The sequence below is a fragment of the Streptomyces deserti genome, assembly GCF_054782695.1.
In genome coordinates this window covers 86,018-108,992 of sequence record NZ_BAAGRZ010000023.1, presented here as the reverse complement: position 1 = coordinate 108,992, position 22,975 = coordinate 86,018, and the positions used below count along the sequence as shown (strand labels likewise).

General features: G+C 71.0%; 23 protein-coding genes and 1 tRNA gene. 10 read left to right on the top strand and 14 right to left on the bottom strand.

Going from position 1 to position 22,975, the window contains the following annotated elements; translation table 11 throughout:
- Positions 1-71 precede the first annotated feature (71 nt).
- The 4 genes from ACYVMZ_RS29340 to ACYVMZ_RS29325 all read right to left on the bottom strand — a co-directional run bounded on the left by ACYVMZ_RS29340 (position 72) and on the right by ACYVMZ_RS29325 (position 3,783).
- Positions 72-290, bottom strand: coding sequence for a hypothetical protein (locus ACYVMZ_RS29340; protein WP_461084919.1), 219 nt, complete (start codon positions 288-290; stop codon positions 72-74).
- A gap of 75 nt (positions 291-365) precedes the next feature.
- Positions 366-1,250, bottom strand: coding sequence for an SDR family oxidoreductase (locus ACYVMZ_RS29335; protein WP_461084917.1), 885 nt, complete (start codon positions 1,248-1,250; stop codon positions 366-368).
- Positions 1,247-2,281, bottom strand: a complete 1,035-nt coding sequence (locus ACYVMZ_RS29330; RefSeq protein ID WP_461084915.1) for an alpha/beta fold hydrolase — start codon at positions 2,279-2,281, stop codon at positions 1,247-1,249. Before ACYVMZ_RS29330 ends, ACYVMZ_RS29335 begins: the two co-directional genes overlap by 4 nt.
- Entirely contained in the window at positions 2,278-3,783 is a 1,506-nt protein-coding gene (locus ACYVMZ_RS29325) for a flavin-containing monooxygenase (protein WP_461084913.1), read from the bottom strand. Before ACYVMZ_RS29325 ends, ACYVMZ_RS29330 begins: the two co-directional genes overlap by 4 nt.
- Positions 3,784-3,915: 132 nt before the next feature.
- On the opposite strand from ACYVMZ_RS29325, the gene ACYVMZ_RS29320 reads away from it, so the two are divergent.
- Positions 3,916-4,569 (top strand): MerR family transcriptional regulator, encoded by a 654-nt coding sequence (locus ACYVMZ_RS29320; protein ID WP_461084911.1) that lies wholly within the window; start codon positions 3,916-3,918, stop codon positions 4,567-4,569.
- A gap of 116 nt (positions 4,570-4,685) precedes the next feature.
- Here the strand turns inward: ACYVMZ_RS29320 and ACYVMZ_RS29315 are convergent, their stop codons facing one another.
- Positions 4,686-5,489, bottom strand: coding sequence for an exodeoxyribonuclease III (locus ACYVMZ_RS29315; protein ID WP_461084909.1), 804 nt, complete (start codon positions 5,487-5,489; stop codon positions 4,686-4,688).
- 68 nt (positions 5,490-5,557) lie between these two features.
- Here ACYVMZ_RS29315 and ACYVMZ_RS29310 point away from each other — a divergent pair, with 68 nt between their 5' ends.
- A complete protein-coding gene (locus tag ACYVMZ_RS29310) occupies positions 5,558-6,034 on the top strand; it encodes a GNAT family N-acetyltransferase (RefSeq protein WP_461084907.1) in 477 nt (158 codons plus the stop codon).
- Positions 6,035-6,142: 108 nt separating this feature from the next.
- Here ACYVMZ_RS29310 and ACYVMZ_RS29305 read toward each other — a convergent pair.
- The 7 genes from ACYVMZ_RS29305 to galU form a co-directional block, all read right to left on the bottom strand.
- Positions 6,143-6,216 (bottom strand) — tRNA-Ala (locus ACYVMZ_RS29305).
- 94 nt (positions 6,217-6,310) lie between these two features.
- Positions 6,311-7,531: a divisome protein SepX/GlpR gene (gene sepX, locus ACYVMZ_RS29300; RefSeq protein WP_461084905.1), complete on the bottom strand. Its 1,221-nt coding sequence runs from the start codon at positions 7,529-7,531 to the stop codon at positions 6,311-6,313.
- 172 nt (positions 7,532-7,703) lie between these two features.
- Positions 7,704-8,330, bottom strand: a complete 627-nt coding sequence (locus tag ACYVMZ_RS29295) for a GNAT family N-acetyltransferase (RefSeq protein ID WP_461084903.1) — start codon at positions 8,328-8,330, stop codon at positions 7,704-7,706.
- Positions 8,331-8,356: 26 nt separating this feature from the next.
- The gene (locus ACYVMZ_RS29290) at positions 8,357-8,857 is read right to left on the bottom strand and encodes a MogA/MoaB family molybdenum cofactor biosynthesis protein (protein ID WP_461084901.1); all 501 of its coding nucleotides are present in this window, start codon (positions 8,855-8,857) and stop codon (positions 8,357-8,359) included.
- Positions 8,854-9,393 carry a cyclic pyranopterin monophosphate synthase MoaC gene (gene moaC, locus ACYVMZ_RS29285; RefSeq protein WP_461084899.1) on the bottom strand — a complete coding sequence of 180 codons (540 nt, stop codon included), beginning with the start codon at positions 9,391-9,393 and terminating at the stop codon, positions 8,854-8,856. The genes ACYVMZ_RS29290 and moaC overlap by 4 nt, the downstream gene beginning before the upstream one ends.
- A 135-nt stretch (positions 9,394-9,528) precedes the next feature.
- Positions 9,529-10,851 carry a molybdotransferase-like divisome protein Glp gene (gene glp / locus ACYVMZ_RS29280; RefSeq protein WP_461084897.1) on the bottom strand — a complete coding sequence of 441 codons (1,323 nt, stop codon included), beginning with the start codon at positions 10,849-10,851 and terminating at the stop codon, positions 9,529-9,531.
- Entirely contained in the window at positions 10,848-11,759 is a 912-nt protein-coding gene (gene galU, locus ACYVMZ_RS29275) for a UTP--glucose-1-phosphate uridylyltransferase GalU (RefSeq protein ID WP_461084895.1), read from the bottom strand. The genes glp and galU overlap by 4 nt, the downstream gene beginning before the upstream one ends.
- A gap of 131 nt (positions 11,760-11,890) precedes the next feature.
- Between galU and ACYVMZ_RS29270 the strand changes: the two genes are divergently transcribed.
- Positions 11,891-12,466, top strand: coding sequence for a 5-formyltetrahydrofolate cyclo-ligase (locus tag ACYVMZ_RS29270; RefSeq protein ID WP_461084943.1), 576 nt, complete (start codon positions 11,891-11,893; stop codon positions 12,464-12,466).
- 56 nt (positions 12,467-12,522) lie between these two features.
- On the opposite strand, the gene ACYVMZ_RS29265 is transcribed toward ACYVMZ_RS29270, so the two are convergent.
- Complete coding sequence (locus ACYVMZ_RS29265; RefSeq protein ID WP_461084893.1) at positions 12,523-15,336, bottom strand: penicillin acylase family protein; 2,814 nt, start codon at positions 15,334-15,336, stop codon at positions 12,523-12,525.
- A gap of 246 nt (positions 15,337-15,582) precedes the next feature.
- Between ACYVMZ_RS29265 and ACYVMZ_RS29260 the strand changes: the two genes are divergently transcribed.
- From ACYVMZ_RS29260 to mscL, 6 genes are all read left to right on the top strand, one after another.
- Positions 15,583-17,112 carry a potassium/proton antiporter gene (locus ACYVMZ_RS29260; RefSeq protein ID WP_461084891.1) on the top strand — a complete coding sequence of 510 codons (1,530 nt, stop codon included), beginning with the start codon at positions 15,583-15,585 and terminating at the stop codon, positions 17,110-17,112.
- Positions 17,113-17,375: 263 nt separating this feature from the next.
- The gene (locus ACYVMZ_RS29255) at positions 17,376-18,665 is read left to right on the top strand and encodes an MFS transporter (protein ID WP_461084889.1); all 1,290 of its coding nucleotides are present in this window, start codon (positions 17,376-17,378) and stop codon (positions 18,663-18,665) included.
- Between the two features lie 67 nt (positions 18,666-18,732).
- Positions 18,733-19,035 carry an FmdB family zinc ribbon protein gene (locus tag ACYVMZ_RS29250; RefSeq protein ID WP_461084887.1) on the top strand — a complete coding sequence of 101 codons (303 nt, stop codon included), beginning with the start codon at positions 18,733-18,735 and terminating at the stop codon, positions 19,033-19,035.
- 106 nt (positions 19,036-19,141) lie between these two features.
- Positions 19,142-19,984 (top strand): S-methyl-5'-thioadenosine phosphorylase, encoded by an 843-nt coding sequence (locus ACYVMZ_RS29245; RefSeq protein WP_461084885.1) that lies wholly within the window; start codon positions 19,142-19,144, stop codon positions 19,982-19,984.
- A gap of 373 nt (positions 19,985-20,357) precedes the next feature.
- Entirely contained in the window at positions 20,358-20,861 is a 504-nt protein-coding gene (locus tag ACYVMZ_RS29240) for a hypothetical protein (protein WP_461084883.1), read from the top strand.
- A gap of 129 nt (positions 20,862-20,990) precedes the next feature.
- Positions 20,991-21,461 (top strand): large conductance mechanosensitive channel protein MscL, encoded by a 471-nt coding sequence (gene mscL, locus ACYVMZ_RS29235; protein WP_461084880.1) that lies wholly within the window; start codon positions 20,991-20,993, stop codon positions 21,459-21,461.
- 19 nt (positions 21,462-21,480) lie between these two features.
- On the opposite strand, the gene ACYVMZ_RS29230 is transcribed toward mscL, so the two are convergent.
- Positions 21,481-21,657 carry a hypothetical protein gene (locus tag ACYVMZ_RS29230; protein ID WP_461084878.1) on the bottom strand — a complete coding sequence of 59 codons (177 nt, stop codon included), beginning with the start codon at positions 21,655-21,657 and terminating at the stop codon, positions 21,481-21,483.
- Between the two features lie 56 nt (positions 21,658-21,713).
- Here ACYVMZ_RS29230 and ACYVMZ_RS29225 point away from each other — a divergent pair, with 56 nt between their 5' ends.
- Positions 21,714-22,946, top strand: a complete 1,233-nt coding sequence (locus tag ACYVMZ_RS29225; RefSeq protein WP_461084876.1) for a low temperature requirement protein A — start codon at positions 21,714-21,716, stop codon at positions 22,944-22,946.
- The last annotated feature ends 29 nt before the right edge of the window (positions 22,947-22,975 follow it).

The following is a 22,975-nucleotide window of genomic DNA, read 5'->3' as shown; positions in this document are numbered from 1 at the left end:
ACGCAGGGTGCCCTCCAGAAGGAGGGCACCCCACACTCACCGGCTCAGCCAAGCGCAGCGTTTCGCAGCGGTTACTCGTAGTCCCGGTCGTAATCCCGGTCGAGCCGCTCCTCGGCCTCCCGCTGCGACGGGTCCATCTCGTCCTCACGACGACGGCCGCGCTCGCCACGCTCACCGCGCTCACCGCGCTCGCCGCGCTCCTGCAGCCGCTCCTTGGCCTGCTCGGCCTTCTGCTTGGCCTGCTGCTGCCACTGCTCGGACTTCTCCTGGAACTGGTCCTTCATGCCCATGTGGGTTCACTCCCGTGGGGGTGAGGGGATCTGGCTCGACCAGATTCACACGGGGGGTGACCGTACGCATGTCGATCAGTCACGGTACGTAGTTCGGTGCTGCTCATCGGCCGCACCGCCCGCCCCGACCAACCCCGTACGCACGCCGTTCAGCCGGTCCGCGAACCGCCGCATCTCCCGCTGCCCCACGGTCCCGACGAGCCCGGGCAGATACCCGCGCACGCCCTGCATGCCCCGCAGCCACCACTGCCCGTACACATGGCTCGACCGCCGCTCGATCCCGGCCACGATGCGGTCCACCGCCGGCCCCAGCGGATAGGTCTTGCCGGCCGGCCACGGCAGCCGCTGCCTCAACTCCCGCATCACGTCGTCCTGGTCGGCCCCGCGCACCATGTCGGTGTCGGTCCAGGACAGATACGCGACGCCGACCTTCACGCCCTGGTACCCGACTTCGGCCCGCAGGCTGTGCGCGTACGCCTCCACGCCGGACTTGGACGCGCAGTACGCGGTCATCATCGGCGCCGGGGTGATCGCTGCGAGCGAGGCGATCTGGAGCAGGTACCCCCGGCTCTCCCTCAGCAGCGGCAGGAAGGCGCGGGCCGTCACCGCCGATCCGATGAGGTTCACCTCGATGACCCGCCGCCAGGCCTCGGGGTCGGAGTCGGCGAACGGACCGCCCGTGGCCACACCGGCGTTGGCGACGACGATGTCGACCCTGCCGAAGCGGTCCTTGACCTCCCGGGCCACCTGGGCCATCGCCTCGTGGTCGGTGACGTCGGCGTACCAGTGCGCGCTGTCGCTGTGCAGCCGCTCGGAGACCTGCTTGAGCGCGTCCGGCTCCAGCCCGACCAGCGCCACCCTCACCCCGCGCGCGGAGAGCTTGCGGGCCAGCAACTCCCCCACGCCCCGCGCCGCTCCGGTGACGACGGCGACCCGCCCTTCGAGACTCACCCGGCTCATGCGCTCTCCTTGATGTCGTCGGTCTCGTCGATCGCGTCCGACTCATCGATCGCGTGGGTCTCGTCGATCACGTCGAGCTGCTGTGTCTCGTCGATCTCGTCGATCTCGTTGACCTCTTTGACCTCTTTGATCTTGAGGTAGGCGCTGACGAGTTCGCGTATCTTCCCGCTGACCAGTTCCGGCGCCTCGACCGGCGTCATGTGGCCGATGCCGGGCAGCTCGGTGAGTCCGGCGCAGTGCGGCAGTGCGGCGGCGATCGAGCGCGCGTGCACCGGCGGGGTGAGCCGGTCGGCCGTACCGACGACCACCTCCGTCGGCACCGCCAACTGCCGTACAGCGTGGTCGAGATCGAGCAGGTCGAGGACGTGCGACCAGGCGTGGCGCACCTTGCGGGGGCAGGCGTGCACGATGCGGGCGCAGGCCTCGACCATGTGCGGGGCCGAAGCGGGGCCCATGGTCCCGTACTTGAGGATCCGGCGGGCCAGTGGTGTGACCGGCCCGAGCGGCGCGCGGGAGCCGAGGATCCGCCGGGTCAGCCAGGTCCGCAGCCGCCCGGCCCCCAGGGGTACGACGGTCGAGGCGGCCACCAGCTGCGAACTGCCCGTACTGCACAGCAGAACCGCTGCCACGTGTGCGCGGAAGCCGGCCCGGGCGGAGGCGGCCAGCACGGTCATCCCGCCCATGGAGTGCCCGGCGACGACGGCCTTCTCGCCGGGGGCGAGCGTCGCCTCCAGTACGGCCTCCAGGTCGTCGGCGAGCGCCTCTGGGCTGCACGCGGGACTGGCCGGGCTGCGGCCGTGACCGCGCTGGTCGTAGGCGATGACCCGGTGGTCGGCGGCCAGGTCCCGGATCTGGGCCGCCCAGAAGGCGGTCGAGCAGGTCCAGCCGTGGGCGAGGACGACCGCGGGCGCTCCCTCGGGCCCGTGCACCTCGACGTGCAGCCGGGCGCCGTCGGCGGAGACGGCGGTCAGTTCGCGGGCGGGGGCGGGCGGGGCGTACGGGCCGGAGGCCACATGCATGAGGCGGCTCACGCACCCACCTCCGCCGGAGTGTTCCGCCTGGCGGGGGCGCGCAGGACGTCGTACTCCGTCAGGTCCACCCGCCGCGTCGCCCGGCGGAACTCGCTCGTCGTGCCGGGCCAGATGGTGGTGTTGCGGCCGCTCGCGTCGAGGTACCAGCTGGTGCAGCCGCCGGTGTTCCACACGGTGCGCTTCATGCGCTCCTGCACCTTGTGGTTCCAGGCCCGTACGGCGCTCGGGCGGGCGTCGAGGGCGACCCGGCCGCCGAGGACGTCGAGCTGCCGGACGAAGTCGGCCAGGTAGTTCAGCTGGGACTCGATCATGAGGATCATGGACGAGTTCCCCAGGCCGGTGTTGGGCCCGATGATCGTCATCCAGTTGGGGAAACCGGCGGCACTGGCACCGCGCAGGGCCTCCATCCCGCCCTTCCAGACCTCGGCGAGGGTCCTGCCCTCCGCCCCGACGACCCGCTCGGCGATGGGCATGTCGGTGACGTGGAAGCCCGTACCGAAGACGATCGCGTCGACCTCGGCCTCGCTGCCGTCCGAGGCGACGACCTTCGAGCCGCTGACCTCGCAGAGCCCGCTCGCGACGACGTCCACATTCGGCCGGGCGAGCGCCGGGTAGTAGTCGCTGGACAGCAGGATCCGCTTGCAGCCGATGCGGTAGTCGGGGGTGAGCCTGGCACGCAGGGCCGGGTCCTTGATGGCGCGGCCCATGTTGCGCTTGGCCAACTGCTCGACGAAGCCGAGCTCGTTGGGGTGCTTGGTGAACGCCTGGACCTGCAACTCCCGGATGCCCCACAGCAGTCCGCGGCGCAACCGGGCGGTGGCGGGCAGCCGCCGGTGCAGCCAGCGCTCGGCGCCGCTGATGGCGCGGTCGACGCGGGGCAGCACCCACGGCGGGGTGCGCTGGAAGAGGGTGAGGCGGCCGACCACGGGCTGGATGGAGGGCACGATCTGAATCGCGGAAGCCCCCGTCCCCACCATCGCGACCCGCTTGCCGGTGAGGTCGTAGTCGTGGTCCCAGCGGGCGGAGTGGAAGACCTTGCCCGGGAAGGAGTCCAGCCCGGGGATGGCCGGGATCTTCGGTTCGGACAACGGCCCGGTGGCGGACACGACGAGGTCGGCGGACAGGTTCCCGCCGGTGGTCTCGATGTCCCAGCACAGCCGCTCGCCGTTCCAGGTCATCCGCGTCACCTCCGAGTTGAAGCGGATGTGCGGCCGCAGCCCGAAGACGTCGGTCACGTGCTCCAGGTAGGCGCGGATGTGCTCCTGCCCGGAGAAGGCGCGCGGCCAGTCGGGGTTGGGAGCGAAGGAGAACGAGTACAGATGTGACGGCACGTCACACGCGCACCCCGGATAGCTGTTGTCCCGCCAGGTGCCGCCGACACTGTCCGCCCGCTCCAGGACGACGAAGTCGGTGACCCCCTCGCGGCGCAGCCGCACGGCGGCCCCCAGCCCGCCGAACCCGGACCCGACCACCGCGACCCGTACATGTTCGTGTTCGGTCATGCGTACGCCTCCACGGACCACCCGGAACCACGCCAGTGAACACTGGCGCAATGGGGAGGGTAGAGGAGGTCCGTACCGACCGGTAGGGGGCGGGCGAGGAAAGTTACCGCCGGTACGACTTAAGGTGCGGTGGTGGCCGAGAAGCGTGAATACCGCATGGAAGAGCTGGCCCGCCTGGCCGGCATCACGGTGCGCACCGTGCGCTTCTACCGCGAACGCAAGCTGCTCCCGCCACCGCGCCGCGAGGGCCGTATCGCCTGGTACGACGACCACCACCTGGCCCGCCTGCGCACGATCAGCGCGCTCCTGGAACGCGGCCACACGCTCAGCGGCATCGCGGAACTCGCGGAGGCCTTCGACCACGGCCGGGACGTCGCCGACCTGCTCGGCGTCGGCGCCCCCACCGAGGAGGAGCCGGTCCGCCTCACCCCCGAGGAACTCGCGGCCCGCTTCGAGGGCGAGGCCACCCCCGAGAACCTGGCCGCCGCGATGGAACTCGGTTACCTCGGCACCGACGGCGACGAGATCGTCCACATCAGCCGCCGCCTGCTGGACGTGTCGTCGGCGCTGGTCCGCGAGGGCATCCCGCTCGCGGAGGTCCTGGCGGCCGGCAAACAGGTCCGTCGGCACGCCGATGCCCTCGCCGGACTCTTCGCCGACCTGATCCTGCGCCACGCCCCCGAGGAGGACCTCCAACGCCTGCGCCCGCTGGCGCGCAGCGTGGTGGAGGCGGAACTGTCCCTGGCCCTGGACCGGCGGATGCGCAAGCACCCGAAAGCGGACTGACGACCGGCCAACGGTCGCAGACCGCCGTCCTGACGGTCGCAGACCGCCGTGCTGACGGACGTAGACCACCGCCCTGACGGACGTAGACCACCGCCTGACGGCCGCAGACCACCGCCCTAACGGTCGTAGACCACCGTCACCGGCGCATGGTCCGACCAGCGCTCGGCATGCGTGGCCGCCCGCTCCACGAACCCCTTCACGGCCCGCGCGGCGAGCCCGGGCGTCGCCACGTGGTAGTCGATACGCCATCCGGTGTCGTTGTCGAAGGCCCGCCCGCGGTACGACCACCACGAGTACGGCCCCTCCGCCTCCGGATGCAGCGCCCGTACGACGTCGACGTACCCGCCGTCCGCCGGGTCGAGCACTCGCCCCAGCCACTCCCGCTCCTCGGGCAGGAAGCCGGAGTTCTTGGTGTTGCCGCGCCAGTTCTTCAGGTCGGCCTCCCGATGGGCGATGTTCCAGTCACCGCAGACGAGGACCTCACGGCCGTCGGCGGCGGCCCGCTCGCGCAGTCCCTTCAGATAGGCGAGGAACTCGCCCATGAAGCGCACCTTCTCGTCCTGCCGCTCGGTGCCGACCTCGCCGGAGGGGAGATAGAGGGAGGCGACCGTGACACCCGGCAGGTCGGCCTCGACGTACCGCCCGCTGGTGTCGAACTCCGCGGACCCGAAGCCGACCTGGACGCGGTCGGGCTCCCGCCGGGTGTACAGGGACACACCCGCACGTCCCTTGGCGGCGGCGGGAGCGTGCACGACGTGCCATTCGTCGGGCGTGCGGACCTGCTCGGGCAGCTGCTGCGGCTCGGCACGCACCTCCTGCAGGCACAGCACGTCGGCGGAGGTCTCCGCGAGCCACTCCACGAAACCCTTCTTCGCGGCGGCGCGCAGTCCATTCACGTTCACGGAGGTCACTGTCAGCACGCGGGCACGATACCGGCAGAATGGGCGAGTCCCGGATTCCGGCTATGCATAGTTGTACGATCGGAAGCATGGATATACACCGAGTCGCCTTCGACCACCCCGACGCCGTCAAGCTCAACGACGAGGTCCAGGCCGAGTACCACGAGCGCTACGGCGACGGCGGCGACGCCACGCCCCTCGACCCGTCGGACTTCGAACCGCCGAACGGCGTGTACCTGATCGCGTACGACGAGACCGGCAGACCCGTCGCCAGCGGCGGCTGGCGCCGCCAGGACAAGAACGACGAGGGCAACGAGGACGGCGACGCCGAGCTCAAGCGCATGTACGTCGTCAGGGAGATGCGCGGGCGCGGCCTCGCCCGGCGCATGCTCGCCGCCCTGGAGGAGAACGCCCGCGTGGCCGGCCGCACCCGCATGGTCCTGGAAACCGGCACCGAGCAGCCCGAGGCCATCGCCCTGTACTCCTCCAGCGGCTACGAGCCGTGCGCGAAGTTCGGCTACTACCGCTTCTACGAGTCGAGCCGCTGCTTCGCCAAGGCGCTGTGAGCTGAGCCACTTGAGGACCAGTCACCGGCCGGCCGCACGGTGAGAGCCGACAGCACGGTGAGAGCACGACAGAGCCCCGTCGGAATCCCGACGGGGCTCTATGCTGCGTGGACCTGAGGGGATTTGAACCCCTGGCCCCCTCGATGCGAACGAGGTGCGCTACCGGACTGCGCCACAGGCCCTTGCAACGAGTGAAACTTTAGCACCCCGATCGGCCTGCTTGGAAATCCGTTCCCGGCGCCCGGGGCGGGGGCGGTGCAGGTGGGGTGCCTGCGGCTACTCGTTGGCGGCCCGGGGCCGGTCGCCGTCCTCGAACTGGTCGAACAGGGGCGTGCGGCCGCGTTCTCTGGCCCGCCGGGCCGATGCCGCCCGGCGGGCGTCCGTGCGCCCGGTGTCGTCCGCCTCCGTGTGGGATCCGGCGTCCGCCGGGTCCGCATCCTCCGCGGCGCCGGCTGCCTCCTCCCGGTCCGGTGCGACGGAGCTCGACCGTGCCGAGCTCCACGCGTCCGGGGCGCCGAGGTCCACGTCGGGTGTGGCCCGGGGGGCGACCGGGGCGGTGACGTACGTCGGCAACGGCACCGGTACCGGCTCCCAGCTGTCGCCCTGCCCCGGGCGGCGCTGCCGCTCGCGCTGCTGGTCGACCCACTCGGCGTGGTCGGTCTGCTCGACGAGCGCGCGCCGGTCCGCCGCGAGCGCCGACAGGCCGGGGTCGGTCATCGGCTCGGGGGCCGCGTCCGGTTCGTCGGCGTCCTCGCCGAGGGGCGCCTCGGACGTGCGGCGGCGCGGCTGGCGCTGGCGCTCCCGCAGCCGCTGGGCCGCGGCCTCGGCCCGGCGGCGGTCCATCTGGTAGGTGAAGCGACGGCGCTCCTGCGAGCGCAGGTAGGCGATGTACGCGCTGAGCAGCACGGCGGGCACGCCGGGCGCCCACAGGAACGCGAGCCCTCCGACGGCGGCGACGATCGCGCCGAGCGTGAAGGCGAGGAAGAGCACGATGGTGGTGCGTCTGCGGCGTGCGAGGACCTTCGAGCGCCGGGCGCGCGCGGCGGCCGCCTGCGCCGCCTGGGACGCCTGTGCCGACGGAGCGCGCCGGGCGGCGGGCACCCGGCGGCGCGCCCTCGCCTCGGCGGATTCGGGCACCGGCCCGTCGCCGTGCCCGCGCTCCGGCTCCGGCTCCGGCCGCTCCGCGGCGTGCGACGGTACGGGCACCCGCGTCTGCGGACGGGTCTGGGATACGGCGAAGGCCCGGACGTCCACCGAGTCGGTGACCGCGTCCGGGTCGACGGCGCCCGGCTCCCCCTCGTCGGCGGAGCGCGCCCGCAGGTCCTTGGCGTACCGGCGCTCCATGGCCGCCTTTCCGGACAGGAGCCGGATGGCGGTGCTGAAGCGTTCCGTCGGACGGGCCTCGTTCAGCTCGTCCTGCCTACGGAGCCACATCGGCACCAAGTAGGCGGCCCAGGCCCCGACAATGACTGCGTAGATGAGGCCGCTGCTGCTCACGCCTCACACGGTAGAGGGGTTTGCGTGAGGCCATCTGCCAATTGAGCCGGTGTGTCGCACGATCTGGCTGATATTTCGAACTTTTTTTGTGACGGATCCGATCAGCAGACCACCGGGGCCGGGAATTCAATGCCGCGAGGCGGTCACCGGCCGATCAATTTCGAACATCCATTCAATTTCCCGGGCTGTGGTGGATTCCCGGGTTGCGCGGCTCGTTCTGGGAGCGTGCCCGGTGCCAGCGCCTGAGCAACCCCTCGGGGACCTCTTCCGCCGTGAGCGCGAAGACGAGGTGGTCGCGCCAGGCTCCGTCGATGTGGAGATAGCGCGGCCTGAGGCCCTCATCGCGGAATCCGAGTTTCTCCACGACCCGGCGGCTGGGTGCGTTCTCGGGGCGAATGCAGACCTCGATGCGGTGCAGTCCGACGGTGCGGAAACAGTGGTCGACGACGAGTGCCACGGCCGTCGGCATCACTCCCCGGCCGGCGACCGCCTCGTCCACCCAGTAGCCGATGTGCCCGGAGCACATCGAACCCCAGGTGATTCCGGCGACCGTGAGCTGCCCGACCAGTCGCCCCTGGTACTCGATGACGAAGGGCAGCATCCGGCCCGCGTTCGCCTCGGAGCGCAGGTGGCGGACCATCTGGCGGTAGGTGGGCCGGTGCGCGAGCGGGCCGCCGGGCGCGGGCGGCGGAATGGTGGCCTCCCAGGGACGCAGCCAGTCGCGGTTGCGCCGGTTGACCTCGCGCCAGGCCCGTTGGTCGCGCAGCTTTATCGGCCGGAGGAGGACATCGCCGTCCACCAGCTCGACGGGCCAGGATGGGCTGTTCAGCTCGCACCCCCACCGCTGGGTCTGGGGTGGTCACCGCCGCGGATCTGGTCGACGGCATGCGCCAGCAGGGGCTCCAGGACGGCCAGGCCGTCCTTCACGCCGCCCGTCGAACCCGGCAGGTTCACGATCAGCGTGCGTCCCGCCACTCCGGCCAGGCCCCGCGACAGCGCCGCGGTCGGCACCTTCTGACGTCCGAACGCCCGGATGGCCTCCGCGATGCCCGGCACCTCGTGGTCGATCACCCGGCGGGTGGCCTCGGGGGTGCGGTCGGTGGGCGAGATGCCGGTGCCGCCGGTGGTGACGATGGCGTCGTAGCCGGCCTCGACGCCGGCGCGCAGGGCGGCCTCCACCGGATCGCCGTCGGGGACGACCTGCGGGCCGTCGACGTCGAACCCGAAGCCCTTGAGGCCATGGGCGATCAGCGGGCCGCCCTTGTCCTCGTAGACCCCGGCGGCAGCCCTGTTGGAGGCGGTGATCACAAGAGCGCGATACGTCATGCCCGGCTCCAGTCTCCCGACTTGCCGCCCGTCTTCTCCTCCACCCGTACGTCCGTGATGACCGCTCCCTTGTCGACCGCCTTGACCATGTCGATCACGGTGAGCGCGGCGACGGAGACCGCGGTGAGCGCCTCCATCTCGACGCCCGTGCGGTCCGTCGTCTTCACGGTGGCCTGGATCTCCACCGCGTCGTCCGCGACCGACAGGTCCAGTTTCACACCGGACACCGACAATGGGTGACAGAGCGGGATGAGGTCGGGGGTGCGCTTGGCGCCCATGATGCCCGCGATCCGCGCGGTGGCCAGGGCATCGCCCTTGGGAACGCCCTCGCCGCGCAGCAGCTCGACCACGCGGGGCGAGACCAGCACGCGGCCGCTGGCGCGGGCGGTGCGCGCGGTCACGTCCTTCTCCGATACGTCGACCATGCGGGCGGCACCCGCGTCGTCGAGGTGCGTCAGCCGCTCCCGCGTATCTGCGTCGTGCGTACCTGCGTCGTGCGTACCTGCGTCCCGCGTGCCTGGGTCCTGCGTACTCATGCTGTGTGGCGCTCCCGGTCCGGGCCCGTAGCGGTGCGGCGCACGGGCCTGCTGTGCGCGACACGGTACCGCCAACCAGGTGCTCTCGGCCCGGCAGGACCGCCCTGCCCTGCGGGCGGGCACGCGCGCGTGGACTCAGCCGAGCAGGACGACCTCGACCTCGGTGCCGGGCTCGACGGACTCCACGTCCTCGGGGACGACGATCAGCGCGTCGGCGTGCGCCAGGGCGGCGACCAGGTGGGAGCCGGCGCCGCCGACCGGACGCACCGTGCCGTCGGCGTACGTGCCGCGCAGGAACTGGCGGCGGCCCTTGGGCGAGGTCAGCGCCTTGTCGGCGGTCAGGGTCGCCCGGGTGCGCGGCCGGTGGACGTCCTCCAGGCCCATGAGGGCGCGGATGGCGGGGCGGACGAACAGCTCGAAGGAGACGTAGGAGGAGACCGGGTTTCCGGGGAGGGCCAGCAGCGGGGTGTGGTCGGGGCCGATGGAGCCGAAGCCCTGGGGCTTGCCCGGCTGCATGGCGATCTTGCGGAACTCCACGCCGCTGCCCGGCTCGTCCTCGTCGGCGACGTGCGCGAGGGCCTCCTTGACGACGTCGTACGCCCCGACGCTCACGCCGCCCGTGGTGACCATCAGGTCGGCGCGGACGAGCTGGTCCTCGATGGTGGAGCGCAGCGTCTCGGCGTCGTCGGCGACAGCGCCGACCCGGTAGGCGATGGCGCCGGCGTCGCGCGCGGCGGCGGTGAGGGCGAAGCTGTTGGAGTCGTAGATCTGGCCGGTGCCCAGTTCCTCGTCGGGCTGGACGAGTTCGCTGCCGGTGGAGAGCACGACCACGCGCGGGCGTGGGTGTACGCGGACCGTGCCGCGGCCGATCGCGGCGAGCAGGGCGATCTGCGGCGGACCGAGGACGGTGCCCGCGTGAAGGGCGCGGTCGCCAGCTTTCACGTCGCTGCCCTTGGCGCGCACGTGCGCGCGTGCCTCGGCCGGGCGGTACACGTGCACGTGGCCCTCGGCGCCCTCGGGGGCGAGGCTACGGGCGCGCATGCCGCTGGCCGGGCCCTCGCCGAGCCCGCCGTCGGTCCACTCGACGGGCACGACCGTCTCGGCGCCGGGCGGCAGCGGGGCGCCGGTCATGATGCGGGCGGCCTGGCCGGGACCCACGTGGAGCAGCTCGGCCTGGCCCGCCGCGACGTCCCCGACGACCTCCAGGACCGCCGGGAACTCCTCGCTCGCGCCCGCCACATCCGCGACCCGCACCGCGTACCCGTCCATGGAGCTGTTGTCGAACGGGGGCAGGGACACCGGCACCGTGACGTCCTCGACCAGGACGCAGCCCTGGGCGTCGAGGAGGTTCAGCTCGATGGGTTCGAGGGGGCGGACGGTCGCGAGGATGTCCTCCAGGTGCTCGTCCACCGACCAGAGGTGGTCCGGGCCTGCGGTGCGGGGCGCGGCGGTGCTCAAAGTTGCTGCATCTCCTCGGTGACGTAACGGCGGAGCCAGGACCGGAAGTCCGGGCCCAGATCTTCACGTTCGCACGCGAGCCTGACAATGGCACGCAGGTAGTCGCCGCGGTCGCCGGTGTCATAGCGGCGGCCCTTGAAGACGACGCCGTGCACCGGGCCGCCGATCTTCTCGTCCGCCGAGAGCTGCTGGAGGGCGTCGGTGAGCTGGATCTCGCCGCCGCGGCCCGGCTCGGTCTTGCGCAGTATGTCGAAGATGTGCGGGTCGAGGACGTAGCGGCCGATGATCGCGTAGTTGGACGGCGCGTCGGACGGGTCCGGCTTCTCGACCAGACCGCTGACCTTCACCACGTCGCTGTCCTCGGTGGACTCCACCGCGGCGCACCCGTAGAGGTGGATCTGCTCGGGGGCGACCTCCATGAGCGCGATGACGCTGCCGCCGCGCTGCTCCTGGACCTCGACCATGCGCTTGAGCAGCGGGTCGCGCGGGTCGATCAGGTCGTCGCCGAGGAGGACCGCGAAGGGCTCGTCACCGACGTGCGGGGCGGCGCACAGCACGGCATGACCGAGGCCCCTGGGGTCGCCCTGGCGGACGTAGTGCATGGTCGCGAGGTCGCTGGACTCCTGGACCTTGGCCAGGCGCTCGGCGTCGCCCTTCTTCTCGAGAGCGGACTCCAGTTCGTAGTTGCGGTCGAAGTGGTCCTCCAGGGGCCGCTTGTTGCGGCCCGTGACCATGAGGACGTCGTCGAGACCGGCGGCCACGGCCTCCTCGACCACGTACTGGATCGCGGGCTTGTCCACGACCGGCAGCATCTCCTTGGGAGTGGCTTTGGTGGCCGGAAGGAACCGGGTGCCGAGGCCTGCTGCGGGAATGACAGCCTTGCTGATCCGAGGGTGCGACTGAGTCATGCCCGACACCTTATCCGGTGCCTTTGCAGGGAATCTGAGGCTCCGGTTATTTGGCTCTCATATGAGCGTATTGGAACGGTACGGGAACGATCTTGAGACACAACGGACGTGCGGGCGAGCCTGACAAGCGGATGTTGCGGCGAGAGCTCCTCGCGGTGAGGAGCAGGTTGACGGCCGGTGACGTGCGGGAAGCCGCCGTCGCGCTGGCCGGGCGGGCGCTCGGGCTGCCGGAGTTGGCGCGGGCGCGCACGGTGGCGGCGTACGTCTCCGTGGGGAGCGAACCCGGCACGCTCGCGCTGCTGGACGCGCTGCGCGCGCGGGGCGTTCGCGTCCTGCTTCCGGTGCTGCTGCCCGACAACGACCTGGACTGGGGCGTGTACGGCGGGGAGGGCTCCCTCGCGCGCGTGCAACACGGCGGCAAGATGACCCTGTTCGAGCCGGCCGGGGAGCGTCTCGGGCCGGACGCCGTGACCGGCGCCGACGTCGTGCTGCTGCCGGGGCTGGCGGTGGACGCGCGCGGGATGCGGCTGGGGCGGGGCGGCGGGTCGTACGACCGCGTCCTGGCCCGGCTGGAACGCGCGGGCGCGGATCCCGCGCTGGTGGTGCTGCTCTACGACTCCGAGGTCGTCGAGCGCGTCCCCGAGGAGGAGCACGACCGGCCGGTGCACGCGGTGGTGACGCCGTCGGGGGTACGCAGGTTCCGCTGACGGATACGGAAAAGGGGCCTCCACGCGCGCGTGGAGGCCCCTTTTCCGTCAGTGGGTCACGGCCTGAGCACCAGGGTGTCGCTCGTGCTCTTGTCGACCGCCTGGTCCGAGAAGGCCCAGGGCAGCAGTTCGCCGTCGGCCCACTTGTCCGTCTGGTCGACGTAGTGGGCGCTGTAGGCGTGCCCGGAGGCGCCGGTGAGGTTGATCCACCGCGACTTGTCGAGGTCGCCGAGGTTGACCACCATCCGCATCGACGGCACCCATACGACGCCGTAGCCGCCGGCCGCGTTCCAGCCGGTCGCGTTGACCGCCGCCTCGCCGCCGCTGAGCTTCCAGGGGCCGCGGTTGAGGACGTACTGCAGGAAGCCGGGGCCGTCGGTGCCCAGGGTCTTGTTCTTCAGGAACAGGCGGTGCAGCCGGCCCCAGCTCCAGGTGTCGATGTCCTTGCCGAGCTTGGCGGTCAGCTCCCAGCGGGCGTCGACCATGGCGCGCTTGAACAGATCGTTCCGGTTGTCCGCCCCGTCCCTGTTGCCCACCTCGCCCGTCTTCCACCAGTCGCTGTCGGGGTCGTCCATGAGCGTGCGGACCACCTCGAACCAGCGGTCGCCGCCGTCGGGCTGTGCCTGGTCGGCGTCGCGCTGGCCGCACTCGCGCACCTTGTCGTCGGCGTCCACGGGCCCGGTGGTGTTGACCGGCTCGACCCACAGGCACTGGCCCTTGACCCGCAGCTCCTTGGGCAGCTTGTTGCCGAAGGCCAGCTTGAGGATGTTGCGCCAGACGGCGTTGAAGTAGGCGGCGGCCGCCGAGTCGGCGTCCTGGGTGTAGTCCCAGCCCTCCAGCAGCTTCTGCGCCTCGCGCACGTCCTTGTCTTCGGTGTCGATCTTCAGCAGCTGGGGCACCAGCAGCTTGGCGATCTCGCTGCTGTTGTCGAGCTGCATCTGGCGCATGTCGTCGGTGGAGATCTTGCCGCCGTTTTTGATCTTCGACTGGATCAGGTCGGTGATGCGCTGGCTGCGGGTGCCGTAGCCCCAGTCCGTGGTGAGCGTGTAGGGGTAGTCCTTGTCGACCACGGCCTGGTTGGCGGTGACGATGTAGCCGCGCTCCGGGTCGTACTCGTAGGGCAGCCGGTCCTTCTCGATGTAACCGGTCCAGCGGTACTTGGGGTCCCAGCCGGGCGCCGGGATGGAGCCGTCGTGGCCGTCCGCGCGCGTGGGGATCTTTCCGGGCAGCGTGTAGCCGATGTTGTTCTCGGTGTCGGCGTAGATCAGGTTCTGCGAGGGCACGTCGAACAGGGCGGCCGCCGCGCGGAAGTCGCTCCAGTTCTTCGCCCTGTCCATCGCGAAGATGGCGTCCATGGTGGTGCCCGGCTGCAGCGCGGTCCAGCGCAGGGCGACGCCGTAGCCGTCGCCCCGGTCGGGGGCGGCGGTGTCGACGGTGGCCTTCCTGCCGACCTTCACCAGTTCGTCGCTGCGGTCGGACAGCAGGGGCCCGTTGTTGGTCTCCCGGACGACGATCTTCTTGGGTGCGCCGCCGGCGACCTTGATGGTCTCCTCGCGCGTGGTGAACGGCTTGACCTTGCCGTCGTACAGGTAGCCGTCGCCGGTGATCTTCTCCAGGTAGAGGTCGGTGACGTCGACGCCGGAGTTGGTCATGCCCCAGGCGATGTTCTGGTTGTGGCCGATTATCACGCCGGGCATGCCGGCGAAGGTGTAGCCGGTGACGTCGTACTGGCACTTGCTGGAGACGCTGCGGCAGTGCAGGCCCATCTGGTACCAGACGGACGGCAGCGAGGGCGACAGGTGCGGGTCGTTGGCCAGCAGCGGCTTGCCGGTGATGGTGTGCTCGCCGCCGATCACCCAGGAGTTGGAGCCGATGCCGTTGCCGTTGATGCCGACGGCCGTGGGGAGGTCGTCCAGGACCTTGTTCAGGCCCGCGAGCTGGCTCTGCAGGGCCGAGGTGCCCGAGGACGTCTGCGTGCCCGTGCCACCGCCCGTGGACGTGCCCGCCGTGCCGGTGCCGGTTCCCGTGCCTGTGCCTGTGCCTGTGCCTGTGGACGAGCCGTTCGTCCCGCTCGCGCCGTCGCCTCCGTCGAACGTCTGCGTGAGCTCGCTGTACTGACCGTCCTGGACGATCACATTGTTGCGGCTATAGGGGTACTCCGGGTACAGGTCGGCGATCTGCTTCGGGCCCAGGCGGCTGGTCATCAGGGCACGGTCGATCTCGGCCTTCATGTTGCCGCGCAGGTCCCAGGCCATCGCCTTCAGCCAGGAGATCGAGTCGACGGGGGTCCACTTCTCCGGCTTGTAGTCGTTGGTGAACCCCAGGGCCGCGTACTCCAGGGAGAGGTCCTCGCCGTCCTTGCCCTCGAGGTAGGCGTTGACTCCCTTGGCGTACGCCTGGAGGTACTTCTTGGTGGAGGCCGACAGCTTGGTGTCGTACTCCTCCTTCGCGATCCGGTCCCAGCCCAGGGTGCGCAGGAACTCGTCCTTGTCGACCTGGCTCTTGCCGAACATCTCCGACAGACGGCCGGCGGTCATGTGGCGGCGCACGTCCATCTCGTAGAACCGGTCCTGCGCCTGGACGTAGCCCTGCGCCATGAACAGATCCTCGTCGGAGGAGGCGTAGATCTGCGGGATGCCGTAGGAGTCGCGCTTGACGTCGACGGGTCCCGACAGGCCCTCCAGCGTGAGGGAGCCCTTGGTCTGCGGGAAGGAGGCGCGGACGGTGCTGACGGACCAGTACGCCCCGTAGGCGACGCCGCCGACGAGGGCGAGCACCAGTACGAGCACGATCAGTCGGGCTCTGCGCCCCTTCTTCCTGCCGGACTTGCCGGGCTGCTGACCCGTGGAGGCGGTGGTGTTGGGGGGCATCGCTGTCCTTGCTGTCCTAACGCGAGCGGCAGGTTCGGCTGTGCTTTTAACTGAGCGCTGGAGCAACGATAGGCGCAGGGCCCGACACCACTTGACGCGGAGTCGGGAACCGGCGCGTACGGGCGTTCGATCCCGCCCGGTCGATCGTCAAGAAATCGTCAAGAGTTAGGTAAGGTAACAAAGTAGTTTGCTGCGAAGCGTAACGGCTTCGTGTGCGATGTACCTGGTACGTGAGCTCCCGCGCTGGTGCGTGTGAGCCAGGGAAGGAAACGCCCGCTGACTGTTCACCACCTCAACCAGCTCCTGCTCGTCTGCTCGCTCGTCCTGCTCGTCGCCGTCGCAGCGGTCCGGATCTCCTCGCGCAGCGGGCTCCCCAGCCTGCTCGTCTACCTGGGCATCGGCGTCCTCATGGGCCAGGACGGCATCGGCGGCATCCACTTCGACAACGCCGAGCTGACCCAGGTCATCGGATACGGGGCCCTGGTCGTGATCCTGGCCGAGGGTGGTCTGGGCACGCAGTGGAAGGAGGTCAAGCCGGCGCTGCCTGCTGCCACCGCGCTGGCGCTGGCCGGGGTCGCGGTGAGCGTCGGGGTCACGGCGTCGGCCGCGCACTACCTGATCGGGCTGGAGTGGCGGCAGGCGCTCATCATCGGCGCGGTGGTGTCCTCGACGGACGCGGCGGCCGTCTTCTCGGTCCTGCGGAAAATCCCCCTCCCCGCGCGCGTGACGGGCACGCTGGAGGCCGAGTCCGGCTTCAACGACGCCCCCGTGGTCATCCTGGTGGTCTCCTTCTCCATGGCCGGCCCGGTCGAGCACTGGTACCTGCTGCTGGGCAAGATCATCCTGGAGCTGGCCATCGGCGCGGCCATCGGGCTCGCGGTGGGCTGGCTGGGCGCCTGGGGCCTCAGGCACGTGGCGCTGCCCGCCTCCGGCCTCTACCCGATCGCCGTCATGGCGATCGCCGTCACGGCGTACGCGGCGGGCGCCCTGGTCCACGGCAGTGGCTTCCTCGCCGTCTACCTCGCCTCGATGATGCTGGGCAACGCCAGGCTGCCGCACTGGCCCGCCACCCGCGGATTCGCCGACGGGCTCGGCTGGATCGCCCAGATCGGCATGTTCGTCCTGCTCGGCCTGCTGGTGACCCCGAGCGAGCTGTTCGACGACTTCGTGCCCGCGCTGCTCATCGGGCTGGTGCTGACCATGGTGGCCCGTCCGCTCAGCGTCGTCCTCTGCCTGACGCCGTTCCGGGTGGCATGGCAGGAGCAGGCCCTGATGTCGTGGGCCGGGCTGCGCGGCGCCGTGCCCATCATCCTGGCGACCATCCCCATGGTGGAGGGCGTCGAGGCCAGCCGCCGGATCTTCAACATCGTCTTCGTCCTGGTCGTCGTCTACACCCTCATCCAGGGGCCGACGCTGCCCTGGCTGGCCCGCAGGCTGCACCTGGGGAAGGACCAGGCGGCCGCCGACCTCGGCATCGAGTCGGCGCCCCTGGAACGGCTGCGCGGGCACCTGCTGTCCGTCACGATCCCCGAGGGGTCGAAGATGCACGGCGTCGAGATCAACGAACTGCGGCTGCCGGCCGGGGCCGCCGTCACCCTCGTCGTACGGGAGGGGAAGTCGTTCGTGCCGCTGCCGACGACGGTGCTGCGGCGCGGGGACGAGCTGCTGGTGGTCGCCACGGACCCCGTCAGGGACGCGGCCGAACGGCGGCTGCGCGCGGTGGGACGCGGCGGCAAGCTGGCCGGGTGGCTGGGCGTGAACGGGACGCAGGAGTAGACGTCTCGCCAATCGCAGGTGACGACACTCATGGTGCTCGGTTTCACAGGTGCGCCGCGCCTGATCCCTGTAAGATGCAGGCGTCACCCAGATCGAACCAACTCTGCCTGACGCAGAGCTGGCGCGACCGTATGGCGGCCGGGACGCCCCTCCCACAGACGCAGAGGGCGCCGGTATCTACCGCAGTCCGCGCAAGAGGACAGCTCTCGGCGCTCCCGTGACGTGAACGGGCCGCGCTACCAGGCGGCAGAAAGGCACGGGCCGTGGCATCCACGGTCACCTCGTCGAAGAACTCGGCGGCGCCCTCCCGCCCGGGATACGGACAGTTGCTGCGCACCCGCGGCGCCTGGACGTTCCTGCTCCCCGGCTTCGCGGCGCGCCAGCCGTTCGCGATGCTCACCCTCTCCATCGTGCTGCTCGTCCAGCACACCACCGGCTCGTACGGCGTGGCAGGCGCCGCCGCGGCCGTCACCGGCGTCTCCATGGCGCTGTTCGCGCCCTATAGCGGTCGCCTCGCCGACCGCTACGGCCAGCGCGCCGTCCTGGTCCCCGGCATCCTGCTGCACGTCCTGTCGGGCCTGGCCCTGACGGCCCTCGCGCTGGCGGACGCGCCCTTGTGGGCACTGTTCGCGGCGGCCGTGCCCACGGGCGCCTCGGTGCCGCAGATCGGCCCCATGGTGCGCGCCCGCTGGGGCGAGAGGCTCAAGGGCTCGCCCCTGATGACCACGGCCGCGGCCTTCGAGTCCGTCACGGACGAGCTGACCTTCGTCGTGGGCCCGCTGCTGGCCACCGCCCTGTGCACGGCCGTGGACCCGGCCGCCGGCCTGGTGACGGAGGCCTCCCTGACGCTGCTCGGCGGTCTGCTGTTCGCCGCGCAGAAGGGCACCCAGCCGTCGGTCACGCCGGTGGCCGGGCACGCGCGCGTGGAGCGCACCTCCGCACTGCGCATCCCCGGGGTGCGCGTCCTGATCGTGACCTTCCTGGGCATCGGGTCCGTCTTCGGCGGCATGCAGGTCTCGCTGGCCGCGTTCACCGAGTCGATCGGCGAGCCCGGCCTGAACGGCGTCCTGTACGGCGTCTTCGCCGCGGGCAACATGCTCTCCGGCATCGTCTGCGGCGCCATCGCCTGGAAGGCGGCCCCGCACCGGCGCCTGGTCGTCGGGTACGCCGCCCTCGCCCTGGCCGCCTCCGGCCTGTGGGCCGCGCACTCCGTGCTGCTCCTGGCCGGCCTCGGCCTGCTGGTCGGCATGTGCATCGCGCCCGCCCTGATCACCGGCTACACCCTCGTCGAGGGGCTGGTTCCGGCCGGTGCCCGCACGGAGGCCTTCACCTGGCTGACCGGCGCGGTCGCGCTCGGCCAGGCGGCCGCCGTCACGGTCGCCGGACAGCTGGAGGACCGCTTCTGGGGCGGCGCCGGTTTCCTGGTGCCGATGGGCGGCACACTGCTCGCCCTGGTCACCCTGCTGGCGCTGCGCTCCCGGCTGGTGGCGGACCCCCGGAGCCGTACCGTCGCACGTGGCGTCGGTCACCGCGTCCCCGTCGCAGTGGACTGAACGCAAGGAATAGGTCACTATGGATCGTCGTTAGCACTCATTGAGTGAGAGTGCCAGGAGGAAGACAGTGCCGACCTACCAGTACCAGTGCACCGAGTGCGGCGAGGGCCTCGAGGCGGTGCAGAAGTTCACCGACGACGCCCTCACCGAGTGCCCCAGCTGCAAGGGCCGCCTGAAGAAGGTGTTCTCGGCGGTCGGCATCGTCTTCAAGGGCTCCGGGTTCTACCGCAACGACAGCCGCGGCTCCTCGTCGAGCAGCTCGCCGGCGTCGTCGAAGTCGTCGGGCTCCTCGTCGTCGTCCTCGGACTCGAGCTCGTCGGGTTCTTCGTCGAGCTCCGGCAGCTCGACCAGCAGCAGCACCGCCGCGTAAGGCGGGTAGCGCCGCGTAAGGCGGGCAACGCCGACTTCTTACGGGACCCTGTCGTCGTCCGACGACAGGGTCTTCGGCGTCTCCGGATGCGGCTAGGGTGCGGAGCATGGCGAACAAGGCGAACGCCGAGATCGGCGTGATCGGCGGCTCCGGCTTCTACTCCTTCCTCGACGACGTGACCGAGATCCAGGTGGACACCCCGTACGGGGTGCCCAGCGACTCCCTCTTCCTCGGCGAGGTCGCCGGCCGGCGGGTCGCCTTCCTGCCCCGGCACGGCCGCGGCCACCACCTGCCGCCGCACCGGATCAACTACCGGGCCAACCTGTGGGCGCTGCGCTCGGTCGGTGTGCGTCAGGTCCTCGGGCCGTGCGCGGTGGGCGGTCTGCGCCCCGAGTACGGGCCGGGCACGCTGCTCGTGCCGGACCAGTTGGTCGACCGTACGAAGTCCCGGGCGAACACGTACTTCGACGGGCTGCCGCTGCCGGACGGCACGGTGCCGAACGTGGTGCACGTGTCGCTGGCCGACCCCTACTGCCCCACCGGGCGGACGGTCGCGCTGAAGGCGGCGCGCGGGCGGGACTGGGAACCGGTGGACGGCGGCACGCTGGTCGTGGTCGAGGGGCCGCGCTTCTCGACCCGTGCCGAATCGTTGTGGCACCAGGCGCAGGGCTGGTCGGTGGTGGGCATGACCGGGCATCCCGAGGCGGCGCTCGCCCGTGAGCTCGAGCTCTGCTACACCTCGCTGACCCTGGTCACCGACCTCGATGCCGGCGCCGAGACCGGCGAGGGCGTCTCCCACGAGGAGGTGCTGCGGGTGTTCGCGGCCAACGTGGACCGGCTGCGGGGCGTGCTGTTCGACGCGGTGGCGGCACTGCCCTCGACGCGGGAGCGGGACTGCCTGTGCGCGACGGCGCTGGGCGGGATGGATCCCGGGTTCCCGCTGCCGTAGGCGGGGTCGGCGGGGCCGTAGTTCCGGCCGGCATGGCGGAACGCCACCTTCGGGTGAGGGAGTTGTCCACAACCGGCGAGTAGATCCACAGGCCGCAGCGGGCGGCGGCGCGAGGCCTCATCGTGGGGGTCGCGAGCTCGTCGTGGGCTCGTCGCCAACCGGTCCCTCGTCGCAGGTGGTGGTCCTCGTGTCGCTGCTTCCCTCCCCGTCGTCTTCCTCTCCGTCGTCTTCGTCCCCGTCGTCTTCGTCCCCGTCGTCTTCCTCCCCGTCGCCTTCCTCCCCGTCGCCTTCCTCCCCATCTCTGTCCGCTTCCTTCCCTCGGTCCGCTTCCTTTCCGTGCCCGCCCGGCGCCGAGGTGCCTGCTACCCGCGAAGTGCCGCACTTCGCTCCCGTGCGGGTGCGGGGCGGGTGGCGGGCGCGCGGCCGACTCGTACGGCATCGCAGGCGGGCCGTGGCGGCCGGGCTCGCCGTCACCGCGGCCGCGCTCGTGGCGGCCGGCCCGCAGGGCACCGACCGGGCCCGCGGGCATCCGGAAGGTCCCCCGCCCGCCCGTGCCTCCTCGGCGGCGGCCGGGGACCCTTCTGTCCGCATGCGCGGTGCGGTAGGGAGGGTGACGGCGCCCGTGCGGATCGCCGACGCGGCCACCGTCCGGTTGCTGCGGCCCGGCGACCGGGTCGACGTCATCGCCGCCGAGGAGGCCGTGACGGGCGGCGAGGCCCGAGTGGTCGCGCGCGGGGCACGGGTGACGAAGGTGCCGGAACCCGTGGAGGGTGCGGCCGAGAGCGGGGCGCTGGTCGTGCTCTCGGTGCCGCGTGCCACGGCGGCCCGCCTCGCGGGCGCGAGTACGACAGCACGGCTGGCGGTGACGCTGTGGTGAGCCGGGCTCCGGCAGCCTCCCTGTCAAGGCCCTCGTTCAAGGGACCCGACTGGACAGGTCGGCCCAGTGCTGACGTAGGTTGCGGAGCGTTTCGTTCCACAAGCTGCTTGTACGAGAAGAGGCCCCGAGGTGAGCGAGAAGAAGGATCCGAGCGTCTGGCAGGGCTTCAAGGCCTTCCTGATGCGCGGGAACGTCGTCGATCTGGCAGTAGCGGTGGTGATCGGCGCCGCCTTCACCAACATCGTGAACTCGCTGGTGAAAGGGATCATCAATCCACTGGTCGGAGCGTTCGGCACCAAGAACCTGGACAGCTACAGCTCGTGCCTCAAGGGCCCCTGCACCGGCACCGGCGAGAGCGCGACAGGGGTGCGGATCCTGTGGGGTTCCGTCCTCGGCGCCACGCTCAGCTTCGTGATCACCGCGGCGGTCGTCTACTTCCTGATGGTGCTGCCCATGTCCAAGTACCTGGCCCGCCAGGAGGCCCGCAGGAAGGAGCGGGAGGGCGCGCAGGAGATCGTCGATGTCACCGAGCTGGAGGTCCTCAAGGAGATCCGGGACGCTCTGGTCGCCCAGCGGGGCTCGGGCCACGACCGGCCGTAGCGGCCGCTGCCCGGCCGGCTCACAGGTGGTGGGGCGGCTTCTCGTCCAGGAACCGCTTCAAGTCGGACGCGCCGTCGCCGTCCGTGCGTTCGCCCCACCCGCGGTCGGTGTCGTCCGAGGACTGCTGGTCCAGCGGGTCGTCGAAGAACAGGGCCGGCTTCGGCTCGCGTGGCTCGGGGTCGGGGGCGGTGCTCATGCGTCCAGGGTACGGTCGCGGAGAAATTCCCCGCACCATCTGTTGTGCTGGGAGTCATGACGCCCAGCCCCACCCCCGCTTCCGCCTCCTCAGGCGTACCGGAGAGCCGCAGACCGCTGCGCCCGCTCAGGGCCCGCGGTCGCGACCAGGCGCACCGGGCCGCCACGCCGCTGGAGCTCTTCTTCGACCTGTGCTTCGTCGTGGCCGTCGCGCAGGCGGGCATCCAGCTGGTGCACGCCGTGGCCGAACAGCACGCGGGCGAGGGGATCCTCAACTACGCGATGGTCTTCTTCGCCATCTGGTGGGCGTGGATGAACTTCACCTGGTTCGCCTCGGCGTACGACAACGACGACGTGCTCTACCGGGTCGTCACGCTCGTGCAGATCGCGGGCGTCCTGGTGCTCTCCGCCGGGGTCTCGCGGGCCTTCGAGGACCACGACTTCCTCGTCGTCTGGCTGGGCTACCTGATCATGCGGCTCGCCATGGCGACGCAGTGGCTGCGCGCGGCCCGCGGCAGCGAGCCCCCGGAGCGGACGACGGCCCTGCGGTACGCCGGTGGCGTGCTGATCCTCCAGATCGGCTGGCTGGGGCTGTTGTTCTTCCCGGAGGACGCGCGGCCCTGGGTGTTCCTGGTGATGGCGCTGCTGGAGCTGTGCGTGCCGCTGTACGCGGAGAAGGACCGGCCCACGTCGTGGCATCCGCACCACATCGCGGAACGCTACGGGCTGTTCACCATCATCGTGCTCGGCGAGACGATCGCCGCGGCCACGGTGGCCGTGAAGTCCGGCATCGACGAGAACGACGCGCTGGACGAGCTGCTGCCGATCGCCGGGGGCGGACTGCTGGTCATCTTCGCCGCCTGGTGGATCTACTTCGTGGTGCCCATCCACGGCCAACTGCGCTCCAACAGACAGGCGTTCCTGTGGGGCTACGGGCACTATCTGGTGTTCGCCTCCGCCGCGGCGATCGGTGCGGGGCTGGAGGTGGCGGTGGAGCAGGCGGTCGGCAAGGCGCACCTGTCGACGCTGGCCGCCTCGGCCGCCGTGACGTTGCCGACGGCGCTGTATCTGCTGACCGTGTGGGCGCTGCACTCTCGGCACTTCAAGGTGGGCATCGCCCAGCAGCTCGTGCTGCCGACCACGGCATTACTGGTGATCTGCTGCACGTTCCTGGGCGACTGGGCGGTGCTCGCGGCATGCCTCGTCTCCGCGCTGGCGGTGGCGACCGGGGTCACACTGACCGCGCGCAGGGCGGCCCGGGCGAGCAGACCGACAGCACCGGCCGCCTGAGACCACACGCAGGAGCCGACGGCCGACCA

Excerpts from the sequence above, each read along its gene's own strand:
- ACYVMZ_RS29340 (WP_461084919.1), bottom strand. The coding sequence starts at position 290 with ATGGGCATGAAGGACCAGTTCCAGGAGAAGTCCGAGCAGTGGCAGCAG.
- ACYVMZ_RS29335 (WP_461084917.1), bottom strand. The coding sequence starts at position 1,250 with ATGAGCCGGGTGAGTCTCGAAGGGCGGGTCGCCGTCGTCACCGGAGCG.
- ACYVMZ_RS29325 (WP_461084913.1), bottom strand. The coding sequence starts at position 3,783 with ATGACCGAACACGAACATGTACGGGTCGCGGTGGTCGGGTCCGGGTTC.
- ACYVMZ_RS29310 (WP_461084907.1), top strand. The coding sequence starts at position 5,558 with ATGGATATACACCGAGTCGCCTTCGACCACCCCGACGCCGTCAAGCTC.
- ACYVMZ_RS29290 (WP_461084901.1), bottom strand. The coding sequence starts at position 8,857 with ATGACGTATCGCGCTCTTGTGATCACCGCCTCCAACAGGGCTGCCGCC.
- moaC (WP_461084899.1), bottom strand. The coding sequence starts at position 9,393 with ATGAGTACGCAGGACCCAGGCACGCGGGACGCAGGTACGCACGACGCA.
- galU (WP_461084895.1), bottom strand. The coding sequence starts at position 11,759 with ATGACTCAGTCGCACCCTCGGATCAGCAAGGCTGTCATTCCCGCAGCA.
- ACYVMZ_RS29270 (WP_461084943.1), top strand. The coding sequence starts at position 11,891 with ATGTTGCGGCGAGAGCTCCTCGCGGTGAGGAGCAGGTTGACGGCCGGT.
- ACYVMZ_RS29265 (WP_461084893.1), bottom strand. The coding sequence starts at position 15,336 with ATGCCCCCCAACACCACCGCCTCCACGGGTCAGCAGCCCGGCAAGTCC.
- ACYVMZ_RS29245 (WP_461084885.1), top strand. The coding sequence starts at position 19,142 with ATGGCGAACAAGGCGAACGCCGAGATCGGCGTGATCGGCGGCTCCGGC.
- ACYVMZ_RS29230 (WP_461084878.1), bottom strand. The coding sequence starts at position 21,657 with ATGAGCACCGCCCCCGACCCCGAGCCACGCGAGCCGAAGCCGGCCCTG.
- ACYVMZ_RS29225 (WP_461084876.1), top strand. The coding sequence starts at position 21,714 with ATGACGCCCAGCCCCACCCCCGCTTCCGCCTCCTCAGGCGTACCGGAG.